Here is a 14,300-nt window from a genome sequence, read left to right as displayed (position 1 = left end):
TACGAGGCATAGCGAATAGTAAAATTGGGTTTGGCGATTTGATTTTACTACTTCGCTATTTTTTTAAGCTAAAAGTGTCAACACACCCTAATTATGTGTGAGCAGAATGCTTCACCAGTATTTTATGAAAAGCTGGATAGACTACTCTGCATTGATCAGCTTGAGCATGAACAGCTGTTGTGGGTGACCAATGTCTTGCAACACATCAATCTGACCAATATGGGAATGGGCTTTAGTTTTGCGCCTGAATATTTACTGCGGTTTTTGAATGATCATGTGAAAATTGTCCAGACTGATCAGGCACTGCCAAAACTGGGCTTGTATGCAACATTTAACAAGAATTCCCAAAATCCTGCATTGAAGATGATTACCCAAGCCCTTAACAATACGACAAGTATCTGAATTGCAGGAAGGAATATATGTTAAAGCTGATTTATTACGTACCGGATGAAAATTTGGAAGACACCAAAAATGCGATATTTGCAGCAGGGGCAGGCGGCATTGGTGAGTATACGGACTGTGCCTGGCAGGTTTTAGGAACCGGACAGTTTAAGCCGCAGGAAGGTGCAGATCCTCATATTGGTGAAGTGGGTAAACTGGAACAGGTACAAGAATGGCGGGTAGAAATTCTGGTGCCGGATGAAAAGGCAGTCGAAGTGGCCAAGGCGCTGAAAGAAAGTCATCCTTATGAAGAGCCAGCCTTTGAATTTATTCAGCTTCTGGATATCAAAGTCTAAAATTGATACTCTGCTGCGGCGCGTTTAACTTAGCGCGCCGTTAATCTAGATTCAGAAACCAGCCGACCTGCTTTTGTTATTATCATTTCTTCCAGAATAATCCAAAGAAAAAATATAATAAGGAAAATAACAATGCCGTGGCCAAAACCGCTGAGCAGTGCGCTTAAGAATACCCTCAGTAAATCTATCCAGTACGGTACAGAAATCCTGCATCAGCGCATTCCATATTCGCCAGATAATCCCTATCTGGAAGGTATATTTGCACCAGAGCGGCAGGAACACTTTTCCACAGATTTAAAGGTTGAAGGGCAGATTCCTGCAGAACTGGATGGTGCATTAATGCGGATTGGTCCAAATCCTATTACAGTCAAAAACCCACGCAACTATCACTGGTTTACGGGCGATGGCATGTTGCATGCGCTCAGACTGAAGGGTGGTGAGGCACATTGGTATAAAAGCAGTTATATCGGTTCTGCCAGTGTGCAGAAAAAACTTCATCGACCACAAATTCCCGGTAAAACGCGAGGTGTCGCGGATGCAGTCAATACCAATGTTATCCACTTTGCCGGAAAAATCTGGGCACTGGTAGAAGCGGGTGCATATCCAGTTGAGTTGAATGCTGCACTGGAGTCAAAACGACATCATTTGTTTGAAGATGATCAGGATTTTCCATTTACTGCCCATCCGCATATTGATCCTGAAACGGGCGATATTCATGCGATTTGTTATGATGCTTTAAGTCAGAACAAAGTTTTTTATCTACAGATAGATTCCACAGGAAAATTGAAACATCACGTCGACATTCCAGTGAAACATGGTCCGATGATTCATGATTGTGCTATTACCAGATCCCAGGTTCTGATTCTGGACCTGAATGTTAACTTTTCTGTATGCAGTGCTTTAAAGGGTTCAATGTTGCCATATCAATGGAATCCAAAACGGCAGGCACGCATTGGTATATTGCCTTTTGGCGGTAAGGCAATAGATATTCGCTGGTATGAGATTGATCCCTGTTTTATTTTTCATACCGTGAATGCTTATGAGCTGGATTCTGGTGATGTGGTTATGGATGCGGTGGTGCACCCCAAAGCATTGGTCAGTTCGATTCAGGGACCGATTGAAGATCAGGATATTCGGCTGGAGCGGTTTATTTTTGAACACGGTACTGGAAAAGTGGTGCGGACGATATTATCCGAGATGAAACAGGAATTCCCACGGATTAATGAAGCTTATACCGGACGGCCTTATCGCTATGTCTACACTATTTCCTTTGGCGAGTTTGATGATCCTCCTCATGTCAGCAGCAATAATCTTTTGAGCCATGATGTGGAAACTGGCAATTCAGAAAGCTATTCTTTTGGAGAGAATTGGGTGACAGGAGAGGTGATATTCGTCGCACGGGAAGGGGCGCAAGCTGAAAATGATGGCTGGCTGATGTCTTATGTTCATGCTTTAGATGGACGCCCATCCAAAGTGGTGATTCTGGATGCACAGCATATGGCTGAAGGGCCGATTGCAACCATTCATTTACAGGTACGTGTACCCGTCGGGTTTCATTGTAACTGGGTTGATTATCGGAAATTGAGAACCCACTATTCATAGGTTTTGATTATTTACTGGCATTTTTAAGATGGCATAGCCTTCATATAGCGTGAAGACTTCACTCTCTGTTTGCAGGCTGATAGGGCTTTAAAGAACGAAAAATATATTGCATAGGATAAGCAAAATTATGTGTTAGGCAGAAATTCATTCTTGAATCTCTGCCTAAGCGCGATATCCATATCACCAAATGAGGTAGAACTTAAGGCTTTGTTTTTCTATAGCTGCTATTAAACCTTCTGAATAAACAGCTCACGATCAAAACGGTACTGTGGGAAAAATACTCCATCCTCAGCACGTTCACCCGCACCAATTACCATGACCGGATACTGTTCATCATTTAATTTCAGAATTTCACGAACCATCGGCTCATCAAAACCTTCCATCATACAGCTGTCAAAACCATAAGCACGTAAAGCTAAGACCAGATTTTCACAAGCGAGCGCCGTTGTTTTGGTCGCCCACAGTTTCGCATCAGCTGGGCTGAAAGCAGACACTGGCATTTGTTTGTCCAGTGTACGGGCAACTTTGAAAGCCACTTTCTTAAAGTTACCAAAAGCATTCAGATAACCAGTCTTATAGTTGTAAGGAATATATTTATAGTATTTCTTAATCGCGGGCGGTGCTTCAGGAAATGGAAATTCATTCACATTACGTTTCGCCATTTCATCGATACGATCGGTACGTGCGATACAGACAATTAGCTCAGAAGCAGTTTTAGCTGCCAGTTGACTCATACAGGCTTTGACCAGACGTTTTTTCTTGCCCGGATTTTGTACCACATAAAAAGTCCAAGGCTGCAAGTTCGACGAATTTGGTGCCAACAACGCCAGATCCAGACAGGCATCCAGCACTTCGACAGGAATTGGCTTTTTGGTAAATTTACGCACTGAACGTCGACTTTCAATCACTTTACGAAAATTATCGACATCTATATCTTGAGGTGTAGGTTCGTAATAACGTTTCTTTTCTGGATTTGAACTATCTGTTGTTTCGGAAGAGTTTTGAGAGTTTTGATTTGGCATATTCAAATTCTTGGAAAAATAAAAGATTGAGGCAGTCTAAACTACCTCACTGAACTCATAAGTTTGAAAATTAGTTGAATTGTGTGAAATCAGGTTTACGTTTTTGCATAAAGGCTTGAACCGCTTCCAGCATTTCTGGCGAGCCGACACGCTGCATGAAAATTTCTGCTTCATGGTCAATCCATTCCACAATTTCATTCACATTGTGTTTCATCAAGGCTTTGGATTGCACCAGTGATGCCAATGGCAGAGCAGAGAGCTGGGCAGCTTGTGCTGCTGCTTTAGTGTAAACATCTTCTTCAATGTTATTCACCAGACCTGCGTCGAGCGCTTTTTCACTATTGAATTTTTGCGCAGTCAGCAATAATTCGGCCGCTTTATGATAACCCGCTTGCTGAATCAACAGCTTGCTTGAAGCACCTTCAGGCGATAGACCCAGACTGACAAATGGAATCTGGAACAGGGCGGTATTGTCACTATAGACCAGATCACAATGTAGTAAGATCGTCACGCCAATGCCGATTGCAACACCACGCACGGCTGCAATCAATGGCTTGGAAAATTTTGCAGCAGATTTCAGTAAAACAAACGGTGGGCCTTCAGCGGCGGGTGCCTGACCTTTCTTCGCGGCAGATTTCATAAAATCCTGCATATCATTGCCCGCACTAAAGTCTGCATCCTGACCACGTAAAACGACCACACGAACTTCAGGCGCCTGATCTGCTTCATCTAAAGCTTTCGCAATCCAGAGATAAAGTTCGCTATATAACGCATTTTTCGCTTCCGGACGATTGATGGCTAAAGTGAGTACACCATGTTCTAAATTCGCATTCAAATGCTCATGAGGTTGTTGAATACAGCTCAGTGTCATCGTACTATCCTTGCTTTAAAACTTAATTTGATTTTATGGGAATGATTATGTCGCATATTTATTGGGGCAGCACAACTCATGAGTCATAAAAAACTGATCCCTTATGAACTATACATTTGATTATCTGGTTTTCATTGGCCGCTTTCAGCCTTTTCATCTGGCGCACATGCAAACGATTAACATTGCCCTGCAACACAGTCAACATGTGATTTTGGCTCTCGGCTCTGCGCAAAATGAACGCAATATCAAAAATCCATTCTTGGCTTCGGAGCGTGAAGCCATGATCCTGTCAAATTTCAGTCCTGAAGATCAAGCTCGGATCAAATTTGTAGAAGTCATTGATGTTTATAATGATGAAAAATGGCAAAAACTGGTGAAATCGCTGGTGAATCAGGTTATTGAACCGGATGCCAAAGTTGGGCTGATTGGGCACTTTAAAGATGATTCTTCTTATTATTTAAATTTTTTTCCAGAATGGGAAATGGTCGAACTTGACAGCCTGGAAGATGCCTTATCCGCCACGCCGATGCGTGAAGCTTATTATCGTGGCGAAATTCAACGAGATAAATTTCCACAAGGCACGATTGATTTTCTAGAGAATTTCCAAAAAACCACGACCTATCAGCAACTCAGTGAAAAATTTGCCCAGAATGATAAAACCAATCTGCTTTAAAAGTATCAGGTTGTTATGGGTTGATTCATGGTAGTTTGAGCATGCTGTTTCAAACACTCCCCAAGGATTTCTAGACCAGGAGACTGTTCTTTCCAGTGATGCCAATACAAGGGCACTTCAATTCGCATCTCACTTGAAAGTTCAAGCAGTCGACCTGACTCCAGTAAATCCCTGGTTTGATAGTCCGGCAGCCAGCCATAGCCTAGACCCATGACAATCGCATCAAAAAATGCATGAGTCGATGGAATAAAAAAGTGAGGATATTGTGCTAGATTCAGGCCAAATTCGTGCTGAATAAATTGGGTATGGAGTTGGTCTTTTTCATTAAAAATAATGGCAGGGGCAAGGCGTAGCGCATCCCGATGTACGCCTTGATGAAACCAGTTTCGGGAAAATTCAGGCGTAGCGACGAGACGGTATTGCATCTGTCCGATCAATTCTGCCCGGCAACCTTTCATTGCTTTGGCTTCAGTACTCAAACAGGCATTGACGAGACCTGCTTCTAACAGATGATGAGTCTGTGATTGATCATCCACCTGAAAATGCAACACAATTTTATGCTGGATCAGCTGGGCTTGTAAGGTTGGTAATAGCCAGGTCGCGAGCGAATCAGCATTGGTGGCAATATTCAGACAATAGAAACCTTCCTGTTGCAATTGTCCACCCAAATCCTGCATCAGATTCTGTTCTAGCAAACGTTGATGCTGTAAATAATGCAATAAGGTTTGTCCGGATTGAGTCACACGGCAAGGTCGATCTCTCACCAGAAGCAATTGTCCCAATTTTTTTTCCAGACTTTGAACACGAAGGGTCACTGCCGAGGCAGTAATATTTAGCTGCTCGGCAGCAAGATCGAAACTTCCCGTTTTTGCAACTGCGTAAAAAGCATCACATTGTTTTGCATTCAGCATATCTGTTATCTAAAAATAATTTAGTTAAATTGATATTAACTTAGTTTTAATTAATCGCACTCATTTTTTTGCATAATTCATTTATTCAAAAAAAGGGGAATGTGATGTTCAGTTATATGATGAGTGGTTTTGCTGTGGGAATGAGCCTGATTGTCAGTATCGGTGCACAGAATGCTTTTGTATTAAAGCAAGGTTTAAAACAGCAGCATGTGTTCTGGGTCTGTGTGATTTGTGCCTTGTCTGATTCCATTTTAATTCTGCTTGGCGTACTGGGCTTTGCGCGTGTCATTGAACATTATCCGGATATTATTATATTTTCTAAATATATTGGCGCAGGATTCCTGTTTTATTATGGTTTGCACCATGCGATCAGCGCATTTAAATCAACAGAGGTTTTGGCACCAAGTGATCAGCTCACAGAGCATTTTCTACAAGTACTGATGATCTGCCTGGCTTTTACCTGGCTAAATCCGCATGTTTACTTAGACACAGTCATATTGATTGGATCAATTTCAACTCAATACGCCTTAGGAAAATGGTGGTTTGCTTTAGGCGCTGTCTGTGCTTCCTGGTTTTTCTTCTTTAGTTTGGGATATGGGGCAAAGATACTGACGCCTTGGTTCCAACATCCAAAAGCATGGAAAATACTGGATGCTATTATTGCCTGTACCATGTGGGGCGTCGCAGTGTCATTAATTCTCAGTATTTGATTCAGGCTACGAAAGCTGATAGATCGGTTAAGAGTTGTCTAAGTGTGTCATTTTAGATAGTGATCGTGAATAGGCAGCGTAGAAAACAACTCTTTTCAGTGCTGCAAGCATATGGATATTTCCAATATAAATTGAACTTAAAATAAAGGATCTGGTTTGTATAAAAAATTTATAAAATCAAAATTTTATAAGAGGAAACCAGTCTCCTGCTAGGCTAGCAGGGCCACTTATTAGAGAAAAATCAAAGCAAGTATTTTGTCCGTTAGTCATGAATGATTTTACAAAAACTTCAATAAACTGGTATAAAAATAACGAAAACCTGTTCGCTCAAAAACAAGAAAGTTTAGTTTCAGATTAAGCGGTGTACTTAAATCCGATCAATAAGAAATTAAACAAGGTGGATTTAAAATTGAAAACAATAATAAAAACTGGGCTCCTTAGCCTAGCGATCTGTTTAGCTTTGACCAGTCAGTCTTTTGCAAGATCATGGACCTTAACTCCCAAAAGTGATGTCGGTTTTGAGATTAAGTCGATGGGTCTTACTGTAGTTAAAGCCAAGTTCAATCAGGTTCAATCCACGATGCAGTTTGACGTTAAAGCACCGCAAAATGCCTCAACTCATCTGGTCATGGATGTGGAAAGTTTAAGCTTTAGTAAGCCGCTATTTAAACATATGATTTTGGGCGAAGACCTGTTTTATGTAGAAAAATATAAGACTGTAATTTTTAAAAGTATCCAGTTTAAAGACTTGGGCAATGGCAAATACAATGTTTTAGGTCATTTAACCCTGCGTGGTGTGACCAAGCCTGTGATTTTTGAAACAACCTTTAAACCCAGTATGTCGAATGCCAACCTGCTTGATGTTCAGGCATCTGCCGTGATTAACCGTAGGGATTTTGGTATGAAAAAAGGAATTGCCGGCGTAGGGGATAAAGTGAATCTTCATCTATCAGGACAGTGTGAAATGAACTAGGGGAAATATAAAATACTTGATGATATGAAAGTTATTGTAAAAAAAGCCCGAATGTTTCGAGCTTCTATTCATAGACAAACATGCAATTAAGCAGCTTGCAAAGCTTTTAAATCTTCCAGAACTTGTTCTGCATGACCTGCTGCTTTGACCTTACGGTATTCTTTGACCAGTTGGCCATTATGGAAAATAAAAGTTGAACGCTCAATGCCCATTACTTGTTTGCCATACATGTTCTTTTCTTTAATCACATCAAAGTGATTGCACAACACTTCTTCTTTATCGCTGATCAGATTGATACTCAAATTTTGCTTTTCAGTAAAGTTCTGATGCGCTTTTACCGAATCACGTGATACGCCAAGAATTGTGGTGTTTAAAGCATCGAACTGATCTTTTAAACAGGAAAAGCCAACTGCCTGAGTCGTACAGCCTGGCGTAGAATCTTTAGGATAAAAATAAATCACCAGCCATTCTGTATTCAACTGGGTTAAATTGATTTCGCCTGTCGTCGCAGGAAAATTCTGGTCAAGCAAACTAATTTCAGACATAAAAACTCCTGTTTTCTTTAAATTTTTTCAAAAAAATAAGCCACATTATAGTGGCTTATTTTATCAAAGAATAATCAGATCTTATTTCTTTGGTGCCGCTTGCGCTGATTTCATTGCTTCTTCAGTCAAAGTTTTCAGTTTGCCTGTTAACTGTGGACCAAAGCATGCTTGAAGATCTTTATTCTGCTTCTGTACAAAAGCTAAAGTGCCTGGGCTTTTCTTCTGGTTAATGGTGCTTTGAATTTCCCATTTTTGTGCATTGGTTAATTTGCCATCTGCTTCAATAGCACAACCACAATATTTGCTGACTTCAGCAGCCGTCAATTTTTTACTTTTGCCAGTTTCATTTTTACAAACATTGATCAATGCAGATTTTACATTGGTGCTTTTATAAGCTTGTTGTAATTTGTCATCAGCCGCTTGAGCCGTAGTTGCGAACATAGCAGCAGCTGAAACAATTGCTGAAAGCACGATGCTTGATTTTAAATTCTTCATAAACTCTACCTTGTTATTACGGTATATAACGTGTCGGGTCTTCAACACCTGCGTCCGCAAAACCCTGTTTACGTAAACGACAACTGTCGCATTTGCCACAGGCACGTCCTTGGTCATCTGCTTGATAGCATGACACCGTTTGACTGTAGTCTACGCCATGTTCAATACCTAAGCGAATAATATTTGCTTTGGATAAATGTAACAAAGGTGTTTCAAATTTGAGCGCCTGACCCTCTACGCCAACCTTGGTCGCAAGGCGTGCCATGTTGGCAAATGCGTCAATAAATTCCGGACGGCAATCCGGATAACCGGAGTAATCAACTGCATTAATTCCGATAACAATCGCTTCAGCTTCGAACACTTCAGCTGCTGCTAAGGCGTAAGACAAGAAGATGGTATTACGTGCCGGAACATAGGTAATCGGAATGCCAGCCTGTTCATGGTCGGGCACCTCAATACTATGATCGGTAAGGGCTGAGCCACCCAGATTACCCAGATCAATATTGATCACTCGATGTTCCACACCCGCACGTTGCGTTAAAGCCTTTGCTGCATCCAGCTCGGTGGTTGAACGCTGACCATATCGAAAACTGAGTGCGATACATTCATAGCGTGCCTGCGCCCAAGCCAGACATGTTGTTGAGTCTAATCCGCCAGATAACAGTACAATGGCACGAGGGCGCATAAGCTGATTCTCCAAAAAAATACTTTACAAAAAATTAACGACCAGTTTCATCATTCCATAACAACTTGTGCAGTTGTAACTGGAAACGAACAGGGAGATGGTCTTCTAAAATCCACTGAGCCAAATCACGTGCCAGTGGAGGTAAACAAACCGCACCTTTTTCGACCGCAAATGCAGGCGAAAACCAAACTGTACTCACTTTGTCTTGAAGTTGGTACTGTTCAAGCTGCTGTTTTGACCATTCATAATCTTCACGATTGCATATCACAAACTTGATTTGATCATGTGCAGTTAAATGATCGAGATTAGAAAGCAAATTCCGTGCAACTTCACCTGAAGTTGGTGTTTTTAAATCTAAAACTTTGGAAATACGCGGATCCACTTTGGACACATCTAAAGCGCCACTGGTTTCAAGTGAAACTTCACATCCTAAATCCGCAAGTCGCTGCATCAGGGGCAGGGCATTGGGCTGCGCCAGTGGTTCACCGCCGGTCACACAGACATAAGGGGTTTTAAAATCAAGCGTGGTCTGGATAATATCGTCCAGAGACTGACGCTCACCGCCTTCAAAGGAATAGGTGGTATCACAATAGCTACAACGCAATGGGCAACCGGTTAAACGGATAAATACTGTTGGCAGTCCTGCAGCATTGGCTTCACCTTGCAATGAATAGAAAATCTCCGTAATGCGTAAACCCGCAGACGGATCAGAGACAGGAATTGCGGAAGATCGAAGCGTATTCATAACAAAACTAACCAATGAGAAATAAATAACCGGGTATAAAAATAAAAATCCCTACGATTATTACTAATCGTAGAGACAAGGAGCAGTTGAAGCTCCGAGGAACACAAATGTGTCCTCTAAGTTAAGACATCTTAGTCTTCACGTAATAGATCGTTCAGACTTGTTTTAGAACGAGTTTGTGCATCAACTTTTTTCACGATGATGGCAGCATACAGGCTGTAAGTGCCACACTTAGAAGGGAGACTACCAGCAACAACGACTGAACCTGCTGGTACGCGACCATAATGAATTTCGCCAGTGGCACGGTCATAAATCTTGGTTGATTGACCAATGAATACGCCCATTGAAATCACAGAACCTTCTTCAACGATTACGCCTTCAACGATTTCAGAACGTGCACCGATAAAGCAGTTATCTTCAATAATGGTTGGATTCGCTTGAAGCGGTTCAAGCACACCACCAATCCCTACACCACCTGACAAGTGAACATTTTTACCGATTTGCGCACATGAACCTACAGTTGCCCAAGTATCAACCATCGTGCCTTCATCTACATAAGCACCGATATTGACATAAGAAGGCATCAAGATCACGCCTTTGGCCTGGAAAGAACCTTTACGTGCAACAGCAGGCGGTACAACACGTACGCCAGCAGCCTTGAATTGTTCTTCAGTCCAACCTGAGAATTTAGTCTCTACTTTGTCATAGAAACGAAGATCACAAGCTTCCATTGGTTTGTTGTCGTTCAATTTAAATGATAACAATACCGCTTTTTTAATCCATTGATGAACAACCCATTCACCATCGATTTTTTCAGCAACACGTAAAGTACCATTGTCTAGGCCAGCAATTACTTCCTCAACTGCTTGACGGATTTCAGCAGAGCAATCTGCAGCTGTGAAATTCGCACGGTCTTCAAACGCTTGTTCAATGATTGTTGAAAGCTGCGACATGATCTTCCTTCCAGAAAAAAATTTTCTAGATTTTACACTATATTGCATTAAAAATAGTTGAGCAGAGCTAAAATAGATGAAAAATCGCCAAAAGCGTGGGAAATTTGAAATAATGAACGTGATAAGTGTTATTTTTCATTATTTTAAAATGTAGGAGAAGTGTTAGAAAAATCCAGGTTATCAACAAGAAAAATTAATTTGTATCAAAAAATAACAAAAGATCAGCAAAACGTGAATAAAAAATATTTTTTAAGTCCTTTATATTGAGCTCATCACGAATAACTAATGATCAAAATAAGTTCTTTTGAGGAGAGAAATAATGAAATCTTTACATAAAATTTTAGCAGTTTCTATTTTGGCTGCAGCAGCTGGTTCTGCTATGGCTGCTGATGAAACGATCGTAACAGATGAAGGTGTAGCATCTTTCTCTTTCTTTAAACCTGCAGCTGTTCGTGCTGAAGTCGGTACTACCGGTTATGGTGGTGCAATTTCCTGGAGTGCTAACCCATATGTAGGTGTCACTTTAGGTTATAACGGCGGTGATATTTCCTGGTCGGATGATTTATCAATCAATGGTTCTGATTATGACCTGGATATGGACAATAACCTGACTTACCTAAATGCTGAAATCCGTCCTTGGGCAAACTGGTTCTATATGGCGGCTGGTGTAGCTTATGTAGATAATCAATATGATATCGATCGTCGAGTTCGTTCGGGTGAAACCTTCTCCGTAAATGATGTTGAATTCAAGGCAGTAGGAGATGCACGTATTAGTGGTGACCTATCTTATAAAAATAATATTGCACCCTACCTAGGTATTGGTTTCTCTCCAGCGATTACTAATCGTTGGGGTGTGTTTGGTGAAATTGGCGCTTACTACAATGGAAATCCAACAGTTAACTTAACTTCAAGTGGAGTTGCTACTCCTACAAATCCTGGAGTTATTGCTGACTTTAACCAACAAGTTCAGTTGGAAGAAGATGATATTCGTAACGACAATGAGTACGAATGGCTACCAGTCGCTAAACTTGGTGTAAGCTTCCGCTTCTAAGATTTAACCTCATAAAAAAACGGGCTTCGGCTCGTTTTTTTGTTTTTTTAGAACAATTTTAAAAGTGGTAACCCAGTTTCAAACCTGCGATCCAGGCACTGTTATCAGAAACTGCGGATAAACCTGCGATCTGTGGCGTAATAGGTTCTGATAAGGAAATTTCAGGTTTTTGAAACTTTAAATAATATAGTCCTGTAGCAATATCCCAGGTTTCTTGAATCTTATAAAGATGACCTAGTCCGATGCCCCAATAGCCATCACTCGGATTCAGGGTTGAAGCCGGATTTCCTGTACCAGAATCCCATAAGAGTTCGATAGAATTTATGCCAAAAGATGGCCATTGATGAGCAAGTCCGATTTTTCCAGACCATTGATCCTTACGATAATCAATCATTCTAAAAGATTTTACTTCAGGGAACTGTAAGGCTGCATAGTCAATTACAGCGCCAAATTTAGGCGGCTGGATCACGAAATTTTGCCAGTTCGACCAACGCAGCGTGCCATAGAGTGCATTTTGATCAGTTAAAGCTGTCTGAAAATCCAGATTTACTGACTGAGGAGTTTGAATTTCTGTATAAGGTGCTGGATTCGTACCGACAACAATCGATTCAGTAGTTTTATTGTGATGAGTGATTGCAGAACGATAGGTCAGTGCGGTTCTAAAAAAATATTCAGGAATCTGATAACTGATTCCAGCAAGCCAGCCCCAAGCGGGATCTTGTTCAAATGTGGCTCGATAACCATTGAATATATAAAATGTCTGCCCGGATAAATATAAATTTCCCTCTAAGCTTTGACAACTTAGTCCTGTATAAAAATTCCAGTTATCGTTTGGTTGAAAGCCAATTAATGAGGTCAAATTATGGCTCTCAAATTGAATGGTAGCAGCCTCAATTGGAAGTGCTGCACCTGCAAAAACAGGATCATAATGATAAGCGATATCTATAGAATAAGGCTGATTATAAATCAGTCCCCACGACACTTGAGGATGCAACTGGAATTTTAATGCGGCATTTGAGATCAATTGGTTATGGGCAAGATTTCCTGTTGAAAAATCGGTGATGCCTAATTGTTGCAGCTCTTCGGTATGTTGTACCTGACCGCTGATATCAGGGCGAATCCAGGCCAATGAAACTTCAGCATAATGATTTTTTTCAAAAAACGATTGGATGCTTTGGTTAGATTGTTCAAACGCTGCTGCATAACCTGACCCGGAGAAAAACAAGCCCATGGAGAAAAGAGCAAATTTATGATTGATCATCTTGGTATAATTCAATTTATTATGCACGTGATTATGCTTGATATTTATATTCTTTATCCACTCAAAAAATAAAAAAGAGGCGATGTAGCCTCTTTGATTAAAAACTTAAAATACTGCAATTTATTCGTCTGGATAAGCCACTTTTTTCAGTGCCTTAATATCTGCGTCTGGTGAGCAGAGGGAAATAAACTCGTAGCCATAACCGCGTAATAAATGACCTTTACGCACTGCAATCCAGGTGGTATTTACGCCGAAAATATCGGTTTCAATCTGCTTTAAACGGTAATCCCGCTCCGGGTCATAGGCCACATCGTTGACAATGCCGACACCCATATTCATTTCTACATAGGTCTTGATGACATCGGCATCCAGCGCGGACATCACAATATCCACATCAAAACCAGCTTCTTCAAAAGCGGTATCAATCTTGGAACGACCGGTAAAACCACCGTGATAGGTAATAATCGGGTAGTGCGCCAGATCTTCAATACGCACGTGTTCCTTACTCGCCAGTGGATGATTCTGCGGGGTAATAATACTGTGTTGCCAGTTATAATAAGGTACGCTGGCCAGATTATCTTCAGTGGTGAGTGCTTCGGTCGCAATACCGATATCGGCTTGACCTTGCAGCAGCATTTCCGTGATTTCAACCGGGCTGGCCTGTTGCAAAATCAAATGTACTTTAGGGAATTCTTTTTTGAATTGGCTGACAATTGGTGGCAACACATAACGCGCCTGGGTATGCGTCGTGGCAATCGTCAATGTGCCTTCATCGACTTTATTGAAATCATCGGCCAGACGTTTGATATTGTCGGCATCGACCAGCATGCGTTCCACAATGCCTAAAAGTGCCTGACCTGGTTCGGTTAAGCCCAGTAGGCGTTTACCTTTACGGATAAATAGCTGTACTCCCAGTTCATCTTCCAGATCTTTAATATGCTTACTTACCCCGGACTGTGAAGTATAAAGCGCAGCCGAAGCTTCAGTTAAATTAAAGTTTTGTCTAACCGTTTCTCGTATAATTCTTAATTGTTGGAAATTCATAATTCTCTTACCCTAGAAGAGG

The 14,300-nt window shown here is 41.2% G+C and carries 16 protein-coding genes and 1 pseudogene; 7 read left to right on the top strand and 10 right to left on the bottom strand.

Annotated elements, in window-relative coordinates; genetic code table 11:
• Window positions 1–87: 87 nt before the first annotated feature.
• The 3 genes and pseudogenes from NI465_RS12780 to NI465_RS12770 all read left to right on the top strand — a co-directional run.
• Window positions 88–402: pseudogene (locus NI465_RS12780) on the top strand (LysR family transcriptional regulator); the annotation flags it as partial.
• Window positions 403–419: 17 nt separating this feature from the next.
• A complete protein-coding gene (locus NI465_RS12775) occupies window positions 420–737 on the top strand; it encodes a YqfO family protein (protein WP_071850392.1) in 318 nt (105 codons plus the stop codon).
• A 132-nt stretch (window positions 738–869) separates the two neighbouring features.
• Window positions 870–2,339 (top strand): carotenoid oxygenase family protein, encoded by a 1,470-nt coding sequence (locus tag NI465_RS12770; protein ID WP_253145556.1) that lies wholly within the window; start codon window positions 870–872, stop codon window positions 2,337–2,339.
• Between the two features lie 227 nt (window positions 2,340–2,566).
• Here the strand turns inward: NI465_RS12770 and NI465_RS12765 are convergent, their stop codons facing one another.
• Complete coding sequence (locus NI465_RS12765; RefSeq protein WP_071850390.1) at window positions 2,567–3,361, bottom strand: nitroreductase family protein; 795 nt, start codon at window positions 3,359–3,361, stop codon at window positions 2,567–2,569.
• A 70-nt stretch (window positions 3,362–3,431) separates the two neighbouring features.
• Window positions 3,432–4,232 carry an enoyl-CoA hydratase-related protein gene (locus tag NI465_RS12760; protein ID WP_168730827.1) on the bottom strand — a complete coding sequence of 267 codons (801 nt, stop codon included), beginning with the start codon at window positions 4,230–4,232 and terminating at the stop codon, window positions 3,432–3,434.
• A 103-nt stretch (window positions 4,233–4,335) separates the two neighbouring features.
• Between NI465_RS12760 and NI465_RS12755 the strand changes: the two genes are divergently transcribed.
• Window positions 4,336–4,905, top strand: coding sequence for a nicotinate-nicotinamide nucleotide adenylyltransferase (locus NI465_RS12755; RefSeq protein WP_253145554.1), 570 nt, complete (start codon window positions 4,336–4,338; stop codon window positions 4,903–4,905).
• 5 nt (window positions 4,906–4,910) lie between these two features.
• Here the strand turns inward: NI465_RS12755 and NI465_RS12750 are convergent, their stop codons facing one another.
• The gene (locus NI465_RS12750; RefSeq protein WP_253145552.1) at window positions 4,911–5,816 is read right to left on the bottom strand and encodes a LysR family transcriptional regulator ArgP; all 906 of its coding nucleotides are present in this window, start codon (window positions 5,814–5,816) and stop codon (window positions 4,911–4,913) included.
• A 104-nt stretch (window positions 5,817–5,920) separates the two neighbouring features.
• Here NI465_RS12750 and NI465_RS12745 point away from each other — a divergent pair, with 104 nt between their 5' ends.
• On the top strand, window positions 5,921–6,526 hold the full coding sequence (locus NI465_RS12745) for a LysE/ArgO family amino acid transporter (protein ID WP_005265788.1): 606 nt from the start codon (window positions 5,921–5,923) through the stop codon (window positions 6,524–6,526).
• Between the two features lie 409 nt (window positions 6,527–6,935).
• Window positions 6,936–7,499 carry a YceI family protein gene (locus NI465_RS12740; RefSeq protein ID WP_026055725.1) on the top strand — a complete coding sequence of 188 codons (564 nt, stop codon included), beginning with the start codon at window positions 6,936–6,938 and terminating at the stop codon, window positions 7,497–7,499.
• A gap of 86 nt (window positions 7,500–7,585) precedes the next feature.
• Here the strand turns inward: NI465_RS12740 and NI465_RS12735 are convergent, their stop codons facing one another.
• From NI465_RS12735 to dapD, 5 genes are all read right to left on the bottom strand, one after another.
• Window positions 7,586–8,044, bottom strand: coding sequence for a peroxiredoxin (locus tag NI465_RS12735; RefSeq protein ID WP_004731690.1), 459 nt, complete (start codon window positions 8,042–8,044; stop codon window positions 7,586–7,588).
• An 81-nt stretch (window positions 8,045–8,125) separates the two neighbouring features.
• Window positions 8,126–8,539, bottom strand: coding sequence for a hypothetical protein (locus tag NI465_RS12730; protein WP_005097581.1), 414 nt, complete (start codon window positions 8,537–8,539; stop codon window positions 8,126–8,128).
• Window positions 8,540–8,555: 16 nt separating this feature from the next.
• Complete coding sequence (gene queC, locus NI465_RS12725) at window positions 8,556–9,224, bottom strand: 7-cyano-7-deazaguanine synthase QueC (RefSeq protein ID WP_005097579.1); 669 nt, start codon at window positions 9,222–9,224, stop codon at window positions 8,556–8,558.
• Window positions 9,225–9,258: 34 nt separating this feature from the next.
• Window positions 9,259–9,969, bottom strand: a complete 711-nt coding sequence (gene queE, locus NI465_RS12720; protein WP_148334603.1) for a 7-carboxy-7-deazaguanine synthase QueE — start codon at window positions 9,967–9,969, stop codon at window positions 9,259–9,261.
• Between the two features lie 131 nt (window positions 9,970–10,100).
• On the bottom strand, window positions 10,101–10,922 hold the full coding sequence (dapD, locus tag NI465_RS12715; RefSeq protein ID WP_004645637.1) for a 2,3,4,5-tetrahydropyridine-2,6-dicarboxylate N-succinyltransferase: 822 nt from the start codon (window positions 10,920–10,922) through the stop codon (window positions 10,101–10,103).
• A gap of 319 nt (window positions 10,923–11,241) precedes the next feature.
• Here dapD and carO point away from each other — a divergent pair, with 319 nt between their 5' ends.
• Window positions 11,242–11,973, top strand: coding sequence for an ornithine uptake porin CarO (gene carO, locus NI465_RS12710; RefSeq protein WP_243475051.1), 732 nt, complete (start codon window positions 11,242–11,244; stop codon window positions 11,971–11,973).
• A 58-nt stretch (window positions 11,974–12,031) separates the two neighbouring features.
• Here carO and NI465_RS12705 read toward each other — a convergent pair whose 3' ends face one another.
• Both NI465_RS12705 and NI465_RS12700 read right to left on the bottom strand, forming a co-directional pair.
• On the bottom strand, window positions 12,032–13,261 hold the full coding sequence (locus NI465_RS12705; RefSeq protein WP_253145550.1) for an OmpP1/FadL family transporter: 1,230 nt from the start codon (window positions 13,259–13,261) through the stop codon (window positions 12,032–12,034).
• 93 nt (window positions 13,262–13,354) lie between these two features.
• Complete coding sequence (locus tag NI465_RS12700) at window positions 13,355–14,278, bottom strand: CysB family HTH-type transcriptional regulator (protein WP_180086195.1); 924 nt, start codon at window positions 14,276–14,278, stop codon at window positions 13,355–13,357.
• Window positions 14,279–14,300 lie beyond the last annotated feature (22 nt).

Source organism: Acinetobacter lwoffii (genome assembly GCF_024129855.1).
Taxonomy (GTDB): domain Bacteria; phylum Pseudomonadota; class Gammaproteobacteria; order Pseudomonadales; family Moraxellaceae; genus Acinetobacter; species Acinetobacter lwoffii_L.
The sequence above is the reverse complement of the archived record's forward strand: the minus strand, read 5'-3'. Positions and strand labels throughout refer to the sequence as shown.